General features: G+C 51.6%; 19 protein-coding genes. All 19 read left to right on the top strand.

All coding sequences use genetic code 11. The annotated features are described in order from the left end of the window. Nucleotides 1–29: 29 nt before the first annotated feature. Nucleotides 30–1,205 (top strand): 30S ribosomal protein S1, encoded by a 1,176-nt coding sequence (gene rpsA, locus BLT01_RS04860; RefSeq protein WP_092095186.1) that lies wholly within the window; start codon nucleotides 30–32, stop codon nucleotides 1,203–1,205. A gap of 610 nt (nucleotides 1,206–1,815) precedes the next feature. Next, nucleotides 1,816–1,992: a hypothetical protein gene (locus tag BLT01_RS15190; RefSeq protein ID WP_176765046.1), complete on the top strand. Its 177-nt coding sequence runs from the start codon at nucleotides 1,816–1,818 to the stop codon at nucleotides 1,990–1,992. 451 nt (nucleotides 1,993–2,443) lie between these two features. Then, a complete protein-coding gene (locus BLT01_RS04850; protein WP_092095180.1) occupies nucleotides 2,444–2,719 on the top strand; it encodes a hypothetical protein in 276 nt (91 codons plus the stop codon). Nucleotides 2,720–2,846: 127 nt separating this feature from the next. Next, nucleotides 2,847–3,089: a hypothetical protein gene (locus BLT01_RS04845; RefSeq protein WP_092095177.1), complete on the top strand. Its 243-nt coding sequence runs from the start codon at nucleotides 2,847–2,849 to the stop codon at nucleotides 3,087–3,089. Nucleotides 3,090–3,641: 552 nt separating this feature from the next. Further along, nucleotides 3,642–3,887 carry a phage holin family protein gene (locus BLT01_RS04835; protein ID WP_125903222.1) on the top strand — a complete coding sequence of 82 codons (246 nt, stop codon included), beginning with the start codon at nucleotides 3,642–3,644 and terminating at the stop codon, nucleotides 3,885–3,887. 613 nt (nucleotides 3,888–4,500) lie between these two features. Then, on the top strand, nucleotides 4,501–4,869 hold the full coding sequence (locus BLT01_RS15565) for an N-acetylmuramoyl-L-alanine amidase (protein ID WP_143020579.1): 369 nt from the start codon (nucleotides 4,501–4,503) through the stop codon (nucleotides 4,867–4,869). After that, nucleotides 4,781–4,993: a hypothetical protein gene (locus BLT01_RS15560; RefSeq protein ID WP_407639305.1), complete on the top strand. Its 213-nt coding sequence runs from the start codon at nucleotides 4,781–4,783 to the stop codon at nucleotides 4,991–4,993. Before BLT01_RS15565 ends, BLT01_RS15560 begins: the two co-directional genes overlap by 89 nt. Nucleotides 4,994–5,568: 575 nt before the next feature. Beyond that, nucleotides 5,569–6,879 carry a ribosome biogenesis GTPase Der gene (der, locus tag BLT01_RS04825; RefSeq protein WP_092095168.1) on the top strand — a complete coding sequence of 437 codons (1,311 nt, stop codon included), beginning with the start codon at nucleotides 5,569–5,571 and terminating at the stop codon, nucleotides 6,877–6,879. A gap of 19 nt (nucleotides 6,880–6,898) precedes the next feature. Beyond that, nucleotides 6,899–7,921 carry an NAD(P)H-dependent glycerol-3-phosphate dehydrogenase gene (locus BLT01_RS04820; RefSeq protein ID WP_092095165.1) on the top strand — a complete coding sequence of 341 codons (1,023 nt, stop codon included), beginning with the start codon at nucleotides 6,899–6,901 and terminating at the stop codon, nucleotides 7,919–7,921. A gap of 30 nt (nucleotides 7,922–7,951) precedes the next feature. Further along, nucleotides 7,952–8,152 (top strand): DUF2768 domain-containing protein, encoded by a 201-nt coding sequence (locus BLT01_RS04815; protein WP_092095164.1) that lies wholly within the window; start codon nucleotides 7,952–7,954, stop codon nucleotides 8,150–8,152. A gap of 4 nt (nucleotides 8,153–8,156) precedes the next feature. Continuing rightward, nucleotides 8,157–8,864 (top strand): hypothetical protein, encoded by a 708-nt coding sequence (locus tag BLT01_RS04810; RefSeq protein WP_092095162.1) that lies wholly within the window; start codon nucleotides 8,157–8,159, stop codon nucleotides 8,862–8,864. Between the two features lie 75 nt (nucleotides 8,865–8,939). Beyond that, nucleotides 8,940–10,418 (top strand): stage IV sporulation protein A, encoded by a 1,479-nt coding sequence (gene spoIVA / locus BLT01_RS04805; protein ID WP_092095160.1) that lies wholly within the window; start codon nucleotides 8,940–8,942, stop codon nucleotides 10,416–10,418. A gap of 491 nt (nucleotides 10,419–10,909) precedes the next feature. After that, nucleotides 10,910–11,182 carry an HU family DNA-binding protein gene (locus tag BLT01_RS04795; protein ID WP_092095156.1) on the top strand — a complete coding sequence of 91 codons (273 nt, stop codon included), beginning with the start codon at nucleotides 10,910–10,912 and terminating at the stop codon, nucleotides 11,180–11,182. A gap of 233 nt (nucleotides 11,183–11,415) precedes the next feature. Continuing rightward, a complete protein-coding gene (gene folE, locus BLT01_RS04790) occupies nucleotides 11,416–11,985 on the top strand; it encodes a GTP cyclohydrolase I FolE (protein ID WP_092095153.1) in 570 nt (189 codons plus the stop codon). Nucleotides 11,986–12,057: 72 nt separating this feature from the next. Next, nucleotides 12,058–12,282, top strand: a complete 225-nt coding sequence (gene mtrB, locus BLT01_RS04785) for a trp RNA-binding attenuation protein MtrB (protein WP_176765056.1) — start codon at nucleotides 12,058–12,060, stop codon at nucleotides 12,280–12,282. Nucleotides 12,283–12,354: 72 nt separating this feature from the next. Continuing rightward, nucleotides 12,355–13,146: a heptaprenyl diphosphate synthase component 1 gene (locus BLT01_RS04780; protein ID WP_218123187.1), complete on the top strand. Its 792-nt coding sequence runs from the start codon at nucleotides 12,355–12,357 to the stop codon at nucleotides 13,144–13,146. A 5-nt stretch (nucleotides 13,147–13,151) separates the two neighbouring features. Further along, nucleotides 13,152–13,853 (top strand): demethylmenaquinone methyltransferase, encoded by a 702-nt coding sequence (locus tag BLT01_RS04775; protein WP_092095147.1) that lies wholly within the window; start codon nucleotides 13,152–13,154, stop codon nucleotides 13,851–13,853. Nucleotides 13,854–13,883: 30 nt separating this feature from the next. Further along, on the top strand, nucleotides 13,884–14,858 hold the full coding sequence (locus tag BLT01_RS04770; RefSeq protein WP_092095145.1) for a polyprenyl synthetase family protein: 975 nt from the start codon (nucleotides 13,884–13,886) through the stop codon (nucleotides 14,856–14,858). Nucleotides 14,859–14,960: 102 nt separating this feature from the next. Then, nucleotides 14,961–15,407 carry a nucleoside-diphosphate kinase gene (gene ndk, locus BLT01_RS04765; RefSeq protein ID WP_092095142.1) on the top strand — a complete coding sequence of 149 codons (447 nt, stop codon included), beginning with the start codon at nucleotides 14,961–14,963 and terminating at the stop codon, nucleotides 15,405–15,407. Nucleotides 15,408–15,561 lie beyond the last annotated feature (154 nt).

The raw sequence follows: 15,561 nt of genomic DNA, 5'->3' as shown, positions 1-15,561 counted from the left end.
AAGGAACCTTTATGGAGGAGGACTTAGGCATGAGTGAAGAGATGAATAACATGGAACAACACATGGAAGAACAAGAAATCCGCGACTTCAAAACAGGAGATCGCATAACGGGGAAAGTTGAAAAGATCGAAGATAAATCGGTGACGGTTACAATCCCCGGTGCACCGTTTGACGGTGTCATCCCGATCAGCGAACTGTCGAGCCTCCATATAGAAAAGGCATCCGATGCAGTCCAGGTTGGCGACACACTGGAACTCATCATCCTCAAAGTAGAAAACGATAATGAGAACTTCGTCCTGTCGAAGCGCAAAGTCGATGCAGAAGCTGCTTGGGATAGCCTGAAGGAGAAATTTGACAGCCAGGAAACAATCACTGCCGAAGTGAAGGACGTCGTCAAGGGCGGCCTTGTTGTCGACCTCGGTGTCCGCGGATTTGTTCCGGCCTCCCTCGTTGAGGACCACTATGTCGAGTCGTTCGACGACTACAAAGGCCGCGAAATGACATTCAAGATTGTGGAGATGGACAAGGAGAAAAACCGCCTGATCCTCTCTCACCGTGCGGTGATTGAAGAAGAGAAGGACGCCCAGAAGGGTGAAGTCCTGAATAACATCCAAGAAGGCGATGTCATTGAAGGTACAGTCCAGCGCATCGCTTCGTTCGGCGCATTCGTCGACATCGGCGGCGTGGACGGGCTTGTCCACATCTCCCAAGTCGCGCATGGACATGTCGAGCAGGTAAGCGATGTCCTGTCCGAAGGCGATAAAGTGAATGTCAAAGTACTTTCGATCGACCGCGACAATGAGCGCATCTCGCTTTCCATCAAGGAAACGCTCCCTGGCCCATGGGAAGACATCGAAGAAAAAGCGCCGAAGGGCTCTGTTCTTGACGGCGTCGTCAAGCGCATCGTTTCCTACGGCGCATTCGTCGAAGTGTTCCCTGGTGTGGAAGGACTGGTGCACATCTCCCAGATGGCCCGCCACCACATCGGCACGCCTCATGAAGTGATCGAGGAAGGCCAGACCGTCCAGGTGAAAGTGCTAGATGTCAACAAGCTGGACAAGCGTCTCTCCCTCAGCATCAAAGAGACGCTCCCGCGCGAAGACCGCCGCGAAGCACAGCCTGACGAATACGAGATGCCGGAAGAGTCCAAAGGCTTCTCGATCAGCGATGTCATCGGCGACAAGCTGAAGGGCTTCCAGGACTGAGTTTAATCTTAAGAAACACACAAGGTGATGGCAGATCCATATGCCATCACCTTTTTATTTGGAGGAGACAGACCCGTAACTCCCATCCAATGAGCGCCCGGCCAAGCAGATGAAGTAGCATCCGGTGGGTTTCCATGGCGTTTCGGTTCACATGGCGAAGGAGTGATATCCGAACCTCGCGTGATGACACTAAAGGGAACTTCCTGTCCCCAGATGAGTTGTCGCGCAAGCTTCAATAGAAGCACGTTTAGAAACTCACACTTATAAGTGGTTGCGGTAAGCGAAGAAAGCTTATAGCGACCAATGAGCGGTTTGATATGCCTCTCAATCGCATTTCGGCGGATGTCGGCAAGCCCTCACTATACCAGCCAGAGGATTCCGTCTGGAAAGTCTTGTCCGGCCGCTACCGGATCCGGATGTGTTATCTGGACCGGATCCCTGTACCCTCACGACGCCCAAAAAGTGACGTCTGAAGTTCCGCTTTACGACTGCAAGAAGCAGGAACAGCTAAAGGAGGAAAACAAAGCATTGTCAAAGACCGTGTGGATTTCTTGAGTGTGCTCGAAGAAATGATTTTCTCGATCTATGAGTAGAGAGGAGGGAGGCGGTTATGATTGCTATGTTACTTGCGCAAAGAAACATCCTAAGCAAGTTGACGTTTGCGGAGGTGCCGGAAGTTCTTAAAGCAGAAGTGAAACAAGTGCTTGTGGAATCGGAGATGGCCTTTCTGGCAATTTTAAATGTCCGTACAGGCGCTATTTTCTTTCTTGAAGAGTTAATCACCTAAAAACGATAGGTTAACTCGAAAAGTTCTCTGAATAAAATAAGATGTATAAAGGATTCCACTTTGAGGTATCGAAATATGACACGTGAAGGGGGATCGTCCGATGATAAAAAGAGTTTTTCGGAAAATTGCATTCGGTGATTGGGTAAGAATTGCACGAGGAACAATCGAGGAGAATGCCAGTTATCTGGAGATCGGGACGGATAACGAGGCCGTATTGTCCTTCCTCTGTCGCTGCAGGAGAAGCGGAGAAGTTATTTCGAATCCGGTTGTCTGGGTTGACGAAAGTTATTACGTACACTCCGGTGCCTTTAAGGTCATCCACATGGACGATCAAGGCACTGTATTGCGCAAGGTTAAATAGTAAGAAACAGCCAAAACAACATTTATACCACTTTTGGGAAGGAGTGCCTTCTTATTTGTCGAATTGTGACGCTGGAAGGGAGGGGCTCCAATGACAGATATAGAATTTTGGAGGATTTCATTTAACGATTGGGGTTGTAATGTAAATGGTAAATTAAGAATTTCTGCAAGTAGTCTCGAATTGCTTACTAAGAGTGAGGAAGTTAAATCATTCCTTTCCCGCTGTATGGAGAATCAGGAAGTAATCAGCAATCCTCTAATAAGTGTAGGACAAGGCATACACTGCTATGCGGGAAACTACGAAGTCGCTCATATTGATGAAAATAAGATGATTTTAAGGAAGTTATTTAATGAAGTGTTGTTTTAGTAGAGAAGAGCATCCATCTAGGGTGCTCTTATTAAAATTGAATGAAGGTGAAAGGAAGGCAGGCGACGAAATGAAGTAGGAATAAAAATAATGTTTCGATAATGGTTTCGTAAGGAGAACAAAAGTTATGAACGATGATGTGCTCAAAAAGTCAGAAACTAATGAAACGACATATCTAGGGGAATCTCGAGAACGAATTAGGAGAAAACTTGAACTTCTGCTCGAGACTATACCTGAAGGAATAGAAAAGGCAGAGTCAGGTGATACAGAATACACTGCCGCCTACCTTTCAGCTATTGAAAAAATAATTATTGCGATACTGGAAGAAGAAGCTATCGCATTTGAACGGTTAGTGACTAGACAGGAATAATTAAACCCATAGACCGGAAACGTGAGCGCGTCCTCGCGGGCGCTTTTTTCATGTTGTAATTAAATCTTGAGGTGTATCGAAAATATTCAGACTCAGTAATATTCTCACCCATCAGAAATATTATTAAGTTTCTCATACCCTCATGTTTGCACGATTTTACCCGAATGTTGATTTTGGTAATAACTTTCGGGAGGAAAAAATGACGGTCATAGATTTTAAAGAGATCTTTGTAGGGAGCTGGAATGCTTTTGCGTTGGGGAGAGTTAGGTATTATAAATACGGCGTCCATATCGAGACATTGAATGAGGAGGTTTTGTCATTTTTCAATGATTGTAAGAACGAAAAGACGACAGTTACCGACTTGTCTGTCTCTAATCATATGATTCACCACATCCAAGGTAGATATCGAGTCGTTTATATAGAGAAAAAAGAGATTATATTAAGGCCATTGAGTCCGAGGCCAATCAGATAAAAGTTGAAGGGGGAGCGTGAAGAAAGGAAGTGGCCGAGGTAAGCCTATTGGAGACCACCGGCATTAAGGGCATCGGTGCCATGATTATTAGCTTTATCATTTCCAAGATCGACGTAGTCAACGAGGCCATCGTGGTCCTCGTATTTTTTATGCTCCTCGATCTGATCACCGGCTTGTTGCGGTCATGGGTGACGAAATACATGGACAGCACAATCGGCTTAGCCGGAGTCGTCAAGAAGGTCGCCATCTTTGTTAAGGTCGGAATGGCCGCGGCAGTGGAATACATGGTCATGGCTGCAGGACAAGATTCAAGGGGATTGCTGTAGCTTGGTGTATCCTCGTTTTTCATCTTAAATGAGGTGATCTCCCTCCTTGAAACTGCGCACAGATTGGACTGCCGACCCCGGCGGTCCTTTTTAATGCGCTCGAAAAACTGCACCGTGATCCGACGGGTAAGGACCACCGCCTTGAGCGCTCATCCCGTGATGGATCGAATCGACAAGAAGGAATTGCTCAAGTAGCGAGAGGCACAGCATTACGAGCTTCAGAAACTAAAAGCCGAAAAGAATAATGAGGAGGAATAACAATGGATCCACAACACACCGCCATCGCGCGGCTTTTTGTATTGCTGTTTTTAATCATCAACCAGACCTCATCACGGTCGGATGGTCCCCGCTACCGTTTGAGGAGCAGAAGGTCGAAGCAGGCTTTAATGCTGTTATGCTGGCCGTTGCCGCTTTGTGGGCCTAGTGGAAGAACAGCCGATGACACCAGAGGAACGGGAAGTACATGAGAAGATGGAAGCTATGAAACGACGAAAGGGAGGTAGGTTGTAAGGACAAAAATCGCATTAGACGCAGGGCGCGGATTTAACACGCCCGGCAAACGGTCTCCAGATGGTGAGCGACAGTGGTCCTTTAACAACAAAGTACTAAAGGCTTGTGTGGCGCGTCTGCGACAGTACAGCGGCGTCCAGATTCTGCGTACAGATCCGACGGGTCAAACAGATGTGAGCCTTGCTCAGCGGGTGCGAATGTCTTTGCATCGCTCCATCACAACGCCTTTACCGGGGAGTGGCATAGCGGTGAAGGTACAGAGGTTCATGTATCTACTGGTTCAAGTGCCAAATCTGTCAGCCTTACCAATGCCACTGCGCCTAAGATTGCACAGGCGATGGGTCTAAACAATCGAGGAGTTAAGCGAGCTTACTTTTTATGTCATCCGATATGCCAACATGCCTGCAATCCTCGTGGAGGGCGGCTTTATGGGCAGCATGGTGGAGGCGGACATCAAGGCCTTGCGGAGTGATGCACGGCTCGAGGCGCAGAGCGAGGCAGTGGCGGATGCGATCGCTCAGACGAGTATGTTGACCGCAGTTTTACTAGAAAACCTTTTACTCCCATTATCTCTACTGCTTTGTCTTGATCTATAGTGATATCTTTTTTACATCAGATCTAGTTTCGGTCGCTTCTTGTTGTATTGTGACGTTAGCTCACAACGCCATGATGTTAGTTCCGTTGTTTTATAATAGTTAGCCTTCATCTAAGAACAACGAAGCTATAAAACCAACCTACCTCATACCACACAAACTAATCAGACACCGGCTCATCCCCAAGCTCCCACTAAGGATTGACATACGCAATCAGCTTTGAACGTCGCTCGTTTTGATTTCCTATATATGAAGTGGCTATAAATGAAGTGGCTATAAATTGGTGAATTTGGCCGCCTCCCGACTAGCACTAGCAACTACATCAAGTCCTTGTATAGGATGCAACATAAGACCGCTGCAACTATATGCAGCGGTCATCGTCTGTCCACTATGTAAATGTCCCCCGGAACCTCCCCAAAATGCCTGGGGATGAATAAGTATATTTGGAAATCGAGTCGGATAGTCCATTGTTCAGAAATGCCGTAAAATCAACGTTTTGTGAAACTATATGCTAACATCTGATTACTGAAATGTTTTGTTGTATAATGACACAAGAAGAAACCGGAAGGGTGGAACAGATGACCAAACCGATTGTAGCGATCGTGGGGCGGCCGAATGTCGGCAAGTCAACGATCTTCAACCGCATCGTCGGCGAACGGATTTCAATCGTCGAAGATGTACCGGGCGTAACGCGTGACCGGATCTATAGCCCCGCAGAGTGGCTGAACCATGAATTTAACCTGATTGACACAGGTGGCATCGACATCGGGGACGAGCCGTTTCTGGAGCAGATCCGGCATCAGGCTGAGATTGCGATGGACGAAGCAGACGTCATCATTTTCCTGGCGAACGGACGCGAAGGGGTGACCGCGGCGGACGAGCAGGTCGCCAAAATCCTTTACCGCACGAAAAAGCCGGTTGTTCTCGGCGTCAACAAAATTGATAATCCGGACATGCAGAGCATGATCTATGACTTTTATTCGCTAGGTTTCGGCGAGCCATTCCCGATTTCCGGTTCTCACGGACTTGGCCTGGGAGATCTGCTGGACGAGGTCGTCCGCAGTTTCCCTGACTCCGAAGAGGAAAAGATTGAGGATGACGTCATCCGCTTTTCCCTGATCGGGCGCCCGAACGTGGGGAAATCCTCCCTGACAAACGTGTTCTTGGGAGAAGAACGTGTCATCGTGAGCGATATCGCCGGAACAACGCGTGATGCAATCGACTCCGATTTTGTCCATGACGGGCAGAAGTACAAAGTCATCGATACGGCGGGAATGCGCAAAAAAGGGAAAGTGTATGAATCGACCGAGAAGTACAGCGTTCTCCGTGCACTCCGAGCCATTGAACGATCGGATGTGGTTCTTGTCGTCCTGAATGGCGAGGAAGGTATCCGGGAGCAGGATAAGCGGATTGCCGGCTATGCCCATGATGCCGGCCGTGGGGTCATCATAGTCGTGAATAAGTGGGATGCGGTCGAAAAGGATGAGAAGACGATGAACCGGATGACAGAAGACATCCGGAAAAACTTCCAATTCCTTGACTACGCGCCGATCGTCTTTGTCTCCGCAAAGACCAAACAACGTGTACTGTCCATTCTCGAGACCGTCAACATGGTGAGTGAAAATCACGCGCTGCGCATCCAATCCAGCATCCTGAATGAAGTGATTGAGGATGCGGTAACGAGGAATCCTGCCCCTTCCGACAAGGGACGCAAGCTCCGGATTTACTACATGACCCAGGTCCAAGTGAAGCCGCCGACATTCGTCGTCTTCGTCAACGATCCGGAGATCATGCATTTCTCCTATGAGCGGTTCCTTCAGAACAAGCTCCGTGAGGCATTCGGATTCGAGGGAACACCGATCCGACTCATCACAAGAAAACGCAGCTGACGGAAAGGATTTGAACGCAATGACCAAAGTCGCCGTGTTGGGAGCCGGCAGCTGGGGCACCGCCCTCGCAGCCGTCCTTGCATCCAACGATCATGACTGCACGCTCTGGTCCCGCCGGGCTGAGCAGGCGGCAGAGATAACAGAAAAACATACGAACGAACAATATTTACCGGGGGCGGTCTTACCGGAAACCCTCAAGGCAGACCATGACCTTGCCATAGCCGTAAAAGATGCATCAGTCATTGTCATGGCCGTACCGACAAAGGGGATACGTGAAGTATGCAGGGAACTGAATGGCGCGTTGGACAGACCCGTTCTGTTCGCCCATGTTTCCAAAGGGATTGAACCCGATACGCACAAGCGCATCAGCGAAGTGATGGAAGAAGAGCTGGACCGGGCCGTCTGCGACGGGATCGCCGTGTTGTCCGGGCCGAGTCATGCCGAAGAGGTGATCCGGAACCAGCCGACCACCGTCACGGCTGCCGCAAAAGACATGGACCACGCAAGAAGGGTCCAGGATCTGTTCATGAATCAGGACTTCCGCGTTTATACAAACGATGACGTGGTCGGGGTGGAAATCGGGGGTGCCCTGAAAAACGTCATTGCGCTTGCCGCCGGCGTCACGGACGGCCTCGGCTTTGGCGACAACGCCAAGGCAGCCCTGATCACGCGGGGCCTGGCAGAAATCACCCGCCTTGGCGTTGCAATGGGGGCCAACCCGCTCACGTTTTCCGGTCTTTCCGGCCTCGGTGACCTGATTGTCACATGCACGAGCGTGCATTCACGCAACTGGCGCGCCGGCAATATGCTCGGCAAAGGCAAAAACCTGGAAGAGGTGCTCGACAGCATGGGCATGGTCGTGGAAGGTGTCCGGACAACCAAAGCTGCTCATCAGCTTTCGGTAGAATGCGGCGTGCCTATGCCGATTACCGAAGCTCTCTATGCGGTTCTATTTGAAGGTGAAAAGCCTCGCGATATGGTGGACCTTCTCATGGGCCGCACGAAAAAGCATGAAACTGAAGATCTGGCCGGCTGGTCCTGAACCTGACCGGTCTTGAAAGGTGGACCCGTTTTGTCATCCCTGGATAAAATGTGGCTGTCATTCTATGCAATGGGGGCGATGTTCGTCTGTATGCTCCTCATCAATATCAGCCGCAACAAGCTTAATAATAAATTGTTGAAATTCGTGTTCAGCCTGACTGCCTGGCTGCTCCTGCTCTTCGCTTTCTTTTCTATGGTCTATCTTGTATTCAGCGGGCCGACGGGAGGGTGATGGCATGAAAAAACTATGGATGATCCTGTTAATGGTTACGGTACTCGCATTGTCGGGATGCATGTATCCCGACAGCGAGCGTTCCGGAAGCACCATACCCTACGAAGAGCAGCTGAGGGCCGTTCAATCCGCGGTCGAACAGTACCAGGAAAACAGCGGCGGCCTATTGCCGATCAAGACACGTGACCAGGATGTGGACGCATTCATAAAATACCCGATCGATTTCTCGAAAATTGTGCCGGCCCATCTTGAAAAGATTCCGTCGAACGCCTATGAAACCGGCGGGATTTATCAGTACGTCATCATAGATGTTGAAGAAAATCCGACAGTCAAGCTCGTTGACCTCAACGGTCCCGAGAGGATCAGGGAACTGAATCTGCGAAAAAGTGTCAATGGCCATGTGCCGATCGAAGAGATGCTGACAAAAGACGTATTTCTGCCGAACTTCTCTGCGATGGGCCTTAAAGAAGCGCCGACGGTAAAGAGTCCGTACAGCGACCGGGAACTGCCCATCATCCTGTCTTCGGACGGAAATTTCTACATTGACTATACGGCCGATCTGCACGATGCAGTTGCGGACAAAAAGGCGGATGTTGAATCCGGAGAAGATATCCGGCATATTCTGTACGACGAAAACCCGATTCTGCCTGCATACAGTCTTCCGTACACGGTGGACGAGGAGGACAACGTCATCTTCATGACCGAGAAATAATCGCGCTTCATGCTTTGGCATGAAGCGCTTTTTTCATGCATACAATGAATTGCGCAGAAAAGGAGGGCGAAAGGTTTGAGCGAAGCATTGTATGAAGAATTGGCAAAACGCACCGACGGGGATATTTATATCGGCGTTGTCGGCCCGGTACGGGTCGGGAAGTCGACTTTCGTAAAACGGGTCATGGAAGAAGTCGTCATTCCGAACATGGTCGAGGAAGCGGACAGGACCCGTGCCCAGGATGAGCTGCCGCAGAGCTCGCCGGGACCTGTCATCATGACGGCGGAACCAAAGTTCGTACCGGCGCGGGGGACAGGCATCTCGGTCGGCGACGGAGACCTGACATTCCAGATCCGCCTCGCAGATTGTGTCGGATACGTGATTGATGGCGTCAAGGGCCATATGGATGACGACGGCCCGAAATACGTCCATACGCCTTGGCACAATGAACCCGTGCCGTTCGAGGAGGCTGCGCGCATCGGCACCGATAAGGTGATCCGTGACCACTCGACAATCGGCATCGTCATGACAACAGATGGCACGGTGAACAACATTCCCAGGGCTGCCGCACTAAAGGCCGAAGAAGAAATCGTAGGCAAGCTGAAGGAAATCGGAAAACCGTTTGTCATCGTCCTGAACAGCCGGATGCCGGCCCATTCGGAGACGGTCGCGCTCCGCGACGAATTGACAGATAAGTATGGAGTGCCGGTCATCGCCATAAGTGCCGACCAGCTGAATGCCAATGAAATCCAGCTGATCCTGCAGGAAGCGCTGTTCGAATTCCCGATTTCCGAGATCGAGCTTCAAAAGCCCGAGTGGATGGACGTCCTGGCGGATGATCATTACCTGAACACGTCCATCAGGAACCGGCTTGACGAAGGGCTTTCCGCGGTGTCCAAAATCCGTGACGTCCAGCGCCTCGCCGCTTCCATCCAGGAAGAAGACTTTGTCCGCCGGGCGGAAGTGGTCAGTGTGGATGCCGGACAGGGCAAGGCGAACATCCGGGTAGAGGCCGAAGATGGTGTCTTCCACGAAGTATGTGATGAGATGATGGGCGAGCCGATCCGGACCAAAAAAGACTGGCTGCTGTTTATCCGGGATGCGGTGAAGTCAAAGGAAGCGTTTGGCCAATATGAGGAAGCGATCGATTCCGCAAAGAAAACAGGATACGGGGTCACCCTCCCTGCGATCAACGACTTTGAGCCGACGCCGCCGGAACTCATCAAGCAAAATAACTTCTTTGGCGTCCGGATGAAGGCGAAAGCTCCGTCGCTCCATATTATGAGGATCGACATGGAAGCTGAGTTCTCTCCGCTTATCGGCTCTGAATTCCACAGCCTTCAGTTGCTGAAGGATCTGAAAGAAGCTTATCTGAACGACCGTGAAGCCCTCTGGTCCACCCAGCTGTTCGGCACGCCGCTGCACGAAGTGATGAAAGAAAGCATCCGCTTCAAGACAACAGCCGTGCCTGAACGGGCCCGTAACCGAATCCGCGAAACCATGGAGCAGATGGTCAACGACGGAAACAAAGGCATGGTCACGTTCATTCTATGAACTCATCCCGGCACCCGTGAAGGTGCCTTTTTTGGTTGAGTGGAAATTCCGTTCAAGAACCAGGGGCTCGGTCGGTCTTGCTTTTACGGTAAGTCCCCGGGATTACTGCAACAGCGGGTCCTCGCTTTCCGCTCTGGGGCCGGCAACGCCGTCACGCAGAACGCATCTGCGGCCACGAGCGTTAGCCCTGGCCGACAAGCTCCCGATGCGGAAATCACGGAGATGATTTGGAGAAGGAAAGACCCCGGTCTGAAGAACCTTGGTGCAGGAGACTGGTGTCCGGGGGATGACTGGTTTCCAGCCTGTATTTTCGCATTTTTTGAACGAAAAATGACAATCGGGCAGTTTAGCATCCTCAATTGAGGGGAAGCATGAGGAGCAGGGGCGCAAAAGGCTCGGAAAGCCCGTGAAACCAGTTGCGGTGCGGGTTTGGTTGTGATACAGTTTGAACATGCTTAAGCAAACTTTCTCTTTGAGAGGAGGTGAATGGTATGAACAAGACAGATTTGGTGAACTCCGTAGCGGAAGCGACTGGCCTCTCCCGCAAAGACGCGGTTAATGCTGTTGAATCCGTATTCAGCACAATTTCCGACGCACTTGCTAATGGCGATAAGGTCCAGCTGATCGGTTTCGGCAACTTTGAAGTACGTGAGCGCGCAGCCCGCAAAGGCCGCAACCCGCAATCGGGTGAGGAAATCGAAATCGCTGCGAGCAAGGTTCCTGCGTTCAAACCAGGAAAGGCTCTCAAAGACGCGGTAAAATGATATCCTGACTACATAGGGCGGTCCCAAACTTCCGGTTCCGGGAGAGGGGCCGTCCTTTAATATGCCTTCAAGATGCCCAAAAAGAGGGAATGAAGTCACAGTAACTAAACGGGACCGGTGAATTGTACCCAGACCCCGGTTGTGCTAACATTTAGGAGTAATGCGGAACAGAAGCCGGACGGGCTTCCGAAGCCTTTTTTCGGCAAGTGTTTTCCGTATATGGAGGGACGTAAATGGGAAAAGTGGATCATGGCAAGATCGTGGAAGCGGTCCGGATGATTCTTCAAGCGGTCGGTGAAGACCCGGATCGTGAAGGCCTGCTGGATACACCCAAACGGGTTGCCAAAATGTATGAAGAAGTATTTGGGGGCATCGGCGAAGATCCCCGTGAGTATTTTAAAACGGTATTCCACGAAGACCACGATGAACTGGTCCTCGTTAAAGATATTCATTTCCAATCAATGTGCGAACATCACCTGCTTCCGTTCTACGGGAAGGCGCACGTCGCTTATATCCCCCGTAACGGGGAAGTGGCAGGCCTGAGCAAACTTGCACGTGCAGTCGAAGCCGTTTCCCGCAGGCCGCAACTTCAGGAGCGCATCACAGCGGAAGTGGCAGATGCGCTGACCGAAATGCTTGATCCGCTTGGCGTCTACATCGTTGTCGAGGCCGAGCATATGTGCATGACCATGCGCGGCATCCGGAAGCCGGGTTCCAAGACAGTCACCGCAGCAGCCCGGGGAATTTTCAATCAGGATGACAACAAGCGCGCAGAGGTCATTTCACTGATTAAAATGTCCTGATTTCCGGCATTTTGCGGGCCTGTTCCGTACTGTGATATGATAGGAAAGATTCTAGATAGGAGACTGTGACTAATCATGGCACAAAACGATTATGTCGTCATCAAAGCCCTGGAAGACGGTGTCCAAGTCATCGGCCTTACCCGCGGGGCGGACACGAAATTCGGTCATTCGGAGAAACTGGACAGCGGCGAAATCCTTGTCGCCCAGTTCACCGAGCATGTTTCTGCCATCAAAGTGCGGGGCGATGCTGAAGTGCATACCGCACATGGCGTGGTGAAGGGCGAATCACGGAAATGACGGGCTTCCGTCCGGCTGTGCGGACGGGGGCCGGCAAACCGTCAGACCCGTGTGGAAATGGAGCGGCGGAAGATGAATTCAACAAGTCTACATACAGAAGTTAAACAATTGAACGATGAAATCAGCCGCCTGTTGGCTAACCGGACGCTTCTGAAGCACACCGGCCGTCCGGACATTCCGGTCCCGGTTCTGGCTTCCCTCTTGCTGCCGAAACTATTCGGCGAACGATGGGAGGAGAAGGACCGGCTGTCTGCTGTTGCGGCTGGTGCGCTTTATGCTGCATTCACCGCGCACGATTCGATCGGCCAGGAAGCTTCAGAGAGCCGGCAAGGCCAGCTGACCGTCCTGGGCGGGGACTATTACAGCGGCATCCACTACCGTATTTTGGCGGAAATCGAGGACATCCCACTGATCCGCAGGCTTTCGAAATCGGTCACCGAGATGAGCGAAAAGAAAATCCGGCTTTACGAACACCGTGAGGGAGATCCGCCGGAACAACTTTTGTCTTATATCGAAATTATTGAAGCTGGAACGGTTTCCGCTTTTCTCGTGGAGCGGGGGTACGGGCAGTACGAGGCGGCAGCACGTCATGGTCTGGCCGCCTGCCGGCTCGGCGCGGAATGCAGAACCCTCCATGAGGGCGGGCGCACGACATTCCTGGATGCTTTCCTCCGTTCAGGGGGAATCCACGGCAACACGGCGGCTGCGGCCCGAATCCTGGACCGTTGCCGCCTGTTTCACGCGGGCCGGCTGATTGAAGAAACCGCAGCATTCGGAGACCGTTCCGGGGATTTGGTTTCGGCGATCGACGGAATCTACGGAATCACCGAAGTGGCTTCCATACAGACGGGAAAAGAGGAATGAGCGATTTGGAGACACCAAAAGAGAGACGGGTCCATGACGTGTTTGAAAAGATCTCGGATAACTACGATACTATGAACTCGGTCATCAGTTTCCAGATGCATAAGGCGTGGCGCAGAGAGATGATGAAAAAAATGGATGTCGAAAAAGGGGCATCCGCTCTGGATGTATGCTGCGGAACAGGTGACTGGACCATTGCGCTTGCCGAAGCGGCGGGACCTTCGTGCGAAGTGACAGGTCTCGACTTTTCGGCAAACATGCTGAGCGTGGCAAAGGAAAAGACTGAAGGCCATCCGAACATCCGGCTTGTCGAGGGGAATGCCATGGACCTGCCGTTCCCTGACAACAGTTTTGACTATGTCACAGTCGGTTTCGGCCTCCGCAACGTTCCGGATCTCCGAAAGGCGCTTTCCGAGATGTACCGCGTTCTGAAGCCGGGCGGAATGATTGCCTGCCTGGAAACCTCCCAACCGACAATGCCCGGCTATCGCCAGGCGTTCAAGCTTTACTTTAACCACATCATGCCGCTCTTCGGACGGCTGTTTGCAAAAAGCTATCAAGAGTACCAGTGGCTCCAAGAATCTGCAGACACATTCCCGGATGCACGCACGCTTGCCGGCATCTTTGCGGAGACCGGATTTGAAGGGATCCGCTACAAACCGTTCAGCGGCGGAGCAGCTGCGGGGCATATCGGATACAAACGGAGATAACGAGAACAAAAAGCGGGGAAGGTTTTTCTCTTGGAGAAGTTGAAACTCAAGTCCATTTACTCAGAGTTCCGTCCGGATCTCGAATATATAGAGCGGGAGCTGAACCGGTCGGTCCATTCGGAATCGCCCATGCTGGAAGGAGCCTGCCTGGCACTGATCGGTTCGGGTGGTAAGCGGATCCGCCCGGTCTTCACGCTTCTCGCATCCAAGTTCGGTGATTACAACCCGGCGATCACCGCAAAGGCGGCCGTTCCGCTTGAGCTGATCCATATGGCCTCGCTCGTCCACGACGATGTCATCGATGATGCCGATCTGCGCCGCGGCGAACGGACGGTCAAGTCGATGTACGGGAACCACGCAGCCATGTATGTCGGTGACTTCCTGCTCGGCCGATCGCTTGAAATCATCGGAGAACTGGAAGACCCGGAGATTCATCGGGTCCTCTCGCAGACGATGATCGAGATTTGCGTCGGCGAAATCATCCAGATTGAAGACAAGTTCGCGACGGAGCAGAATCTGAGGGATTACCTCCGCAGGATCAAGCGAAAGACTGCTTTGCTCATCGCATCCAGCTGTGAGCTGGGAGGCCTCGTTGCAGGTGCAGACCCGCAGACGGTCAGGAAGCTGAAACGGTTCGGTTATTATGTCGGGATGTCATTCCAGATTACGGACGATCTTCTTGATTTCACGGGCACGGAAAAGCAGCTCGGAAAACCTGCAGGAGGGGACCTTCTTTCAGGGAACATCACCCTTCCCGCAATTATCGGGCTCCGTGATCCCGGATTGCGGCCAAAGTTGCTCGATGCATTGGAAGGCAGGATGAGTACGGAAGATGTCGTCCAACTGCTCGGCAGCATGAAAGATTCCGAGGCAATCCGGGAATCCGTGCGCATCAGCGACAGGTATCTGGAGAAAGCACTCCGTGAAGCGGAGTCCCTGCCGGATATCCCTGACCGTGATTCGCTTATCCGAATCGCAAAGTTTATCGGAAAACGGAAATTCTGAACGCACGGGCGCATCTTTTGTTGAAAGAGCGGCCGTTGCAGTGGTACCATTTTGAAGGCGGCATCGCCGCACACCCTCAACTCATAAGGAGTGTACAAACAAATGGAAAAAACATTTCTCATGGTCAAGCCTGATGGCGTCCAGCGGAACCTGATCGGCGAAATCGTCAGCCGCTTTGAAAAGAAAGGCTTTCAGCTCGCAGGTGCGAAACTGATGCAGATTCCTCAGGAACTCGCAGAACAGCACTACGGCGAGCACAAAGAACGCCCATTCTTCGGCGAGCTTGTTGAATTCATCACATCCGGCCCTGTTTTCGCAATGGTCTGGGAAGGGGAAAACGTCATCTCGACGGCACGCCTCATGATGGGTGCAACCAACCCGAAGGAATCCGCACCGGGTACGGTTCGCGGTGACTACGCAGTCACAGTCGGCAAAAACATCATCCATGGTTCCGACTCTCCTGAAAGCGCCGAGCGCGAAATCAACCTGTTCTTCAACCAAGAAGAACTCGTTTCCTACGAAAAGCAAATCAATAACTGGGTCAACTGACCCCGACGCCCGGCGCAAGCCGGGTTTTTTTATATTTGTAAACTGTTCGATTCGGGCGCAACCCGAGTGAAAAGCAGGGCGTGTTAAGCAACCACCGTCAATGTTAGGCAGATGTCCGCCGGCAATTGAACGGCCGCGATGCGACAATTAAATG

Source organism: Bhargavaea beijingensis (assembly GCF_900101985.1).
Lineage (GTDB): Bacteria > Bacillota > Bacilli > Bacillales_A > Planococcaceae > Bhargavaea > Bhargavaea beijingensis.
The sequence above is the reverse complement of the archived record's forward strand: the minus strand, read 5'-3'. Positions and strand labels throughout refer to the sequence as shown.

Excerpts from the sequence above, each read along its gene's own strand:
- rpsA (WP_092095186.1), top strand. The coding sequence starts at position 30 with ATGAGTGAAGAGATGAATAACATGGAACAACACATGGAAGAACAAGAA.
- BLT01_RS15190 (WP_176765046.1), top strand. The coding sequence starts at position 1,816 with ATGATTGCTATGTTACTTGCGCAAAGAAACATCCTAAGCAAGTTGACG.
- BLT01_RS04850 (WP_092095180.1), top strand. The coding sequence starts at position 2,444 with ATGACAGATATAGAATTTTGGAGGATTTCATTTAACGATTGGGGTTGT.
- BLT01_RS04845 (WP_092095177.1), top strand. The coding sequence starts at position 2,847 with ATGAACGATGATGTGCTCAAAAAGTCAGAAACTAATGAAACGACATAT.
- BLT01_RS04835 (WP_125903222.1), top strand. The coding sequence starts at position 3,642 with ATGATTATTAGCTTTATCATTTCCAAGATCGACGTAGTCAACGAGGCC.
- der (WP_092095168.1), top strand. The coding sequence starts at position 5,569 with ATGACCAAACCGATTGTAGCGATCGTGGGGCGGCCGAATGTCGGCAAG.
- BLT01_RS04820 (WP_092095165.1), top strand. The coding sequence starts at position 6,899 with ATGACCAAAGTCGCCGTGTTGGGAGCCGGCAGCTGGGGCACCGCCCTC.
- BLT01_RS04810 (WP_092095162.1), top strand. The coding sequence starts at position 8,157 with ATGAAAAAACTATGGATGATCCTGTTAATGGTTACGGTACTCGCATTG.
- BLT01_RS04795 (WP_092095156.1), top strand. The coding sequence starts at position 10,910 with ATGAACAAGACAGATTTGGTGAACTCCGTAGCGGAAGCGACTGGCCTC.
- folE (WP_092095153.1), top strand. The coding sequence starts at position 11,416 with ATGGGAAAAGTGGATCATGGCAAGATCGTGGAAGCGGTCCGGATGATT.
- BLT01_RS04780 (WP_218123187.1), top strand. The coding sequence starts at position 12,355 with ATGAATTCAACAAGTCTACATACAGAAGTTAAACAATTGAACGATGAA.
- ndk (WP_092095142.1), top strand. The coding sequence starts at position 14,961 with ATGGAAAAAACATTTCTCATGGTCAAGCCTGATGGCGTCCAGCGGAAC.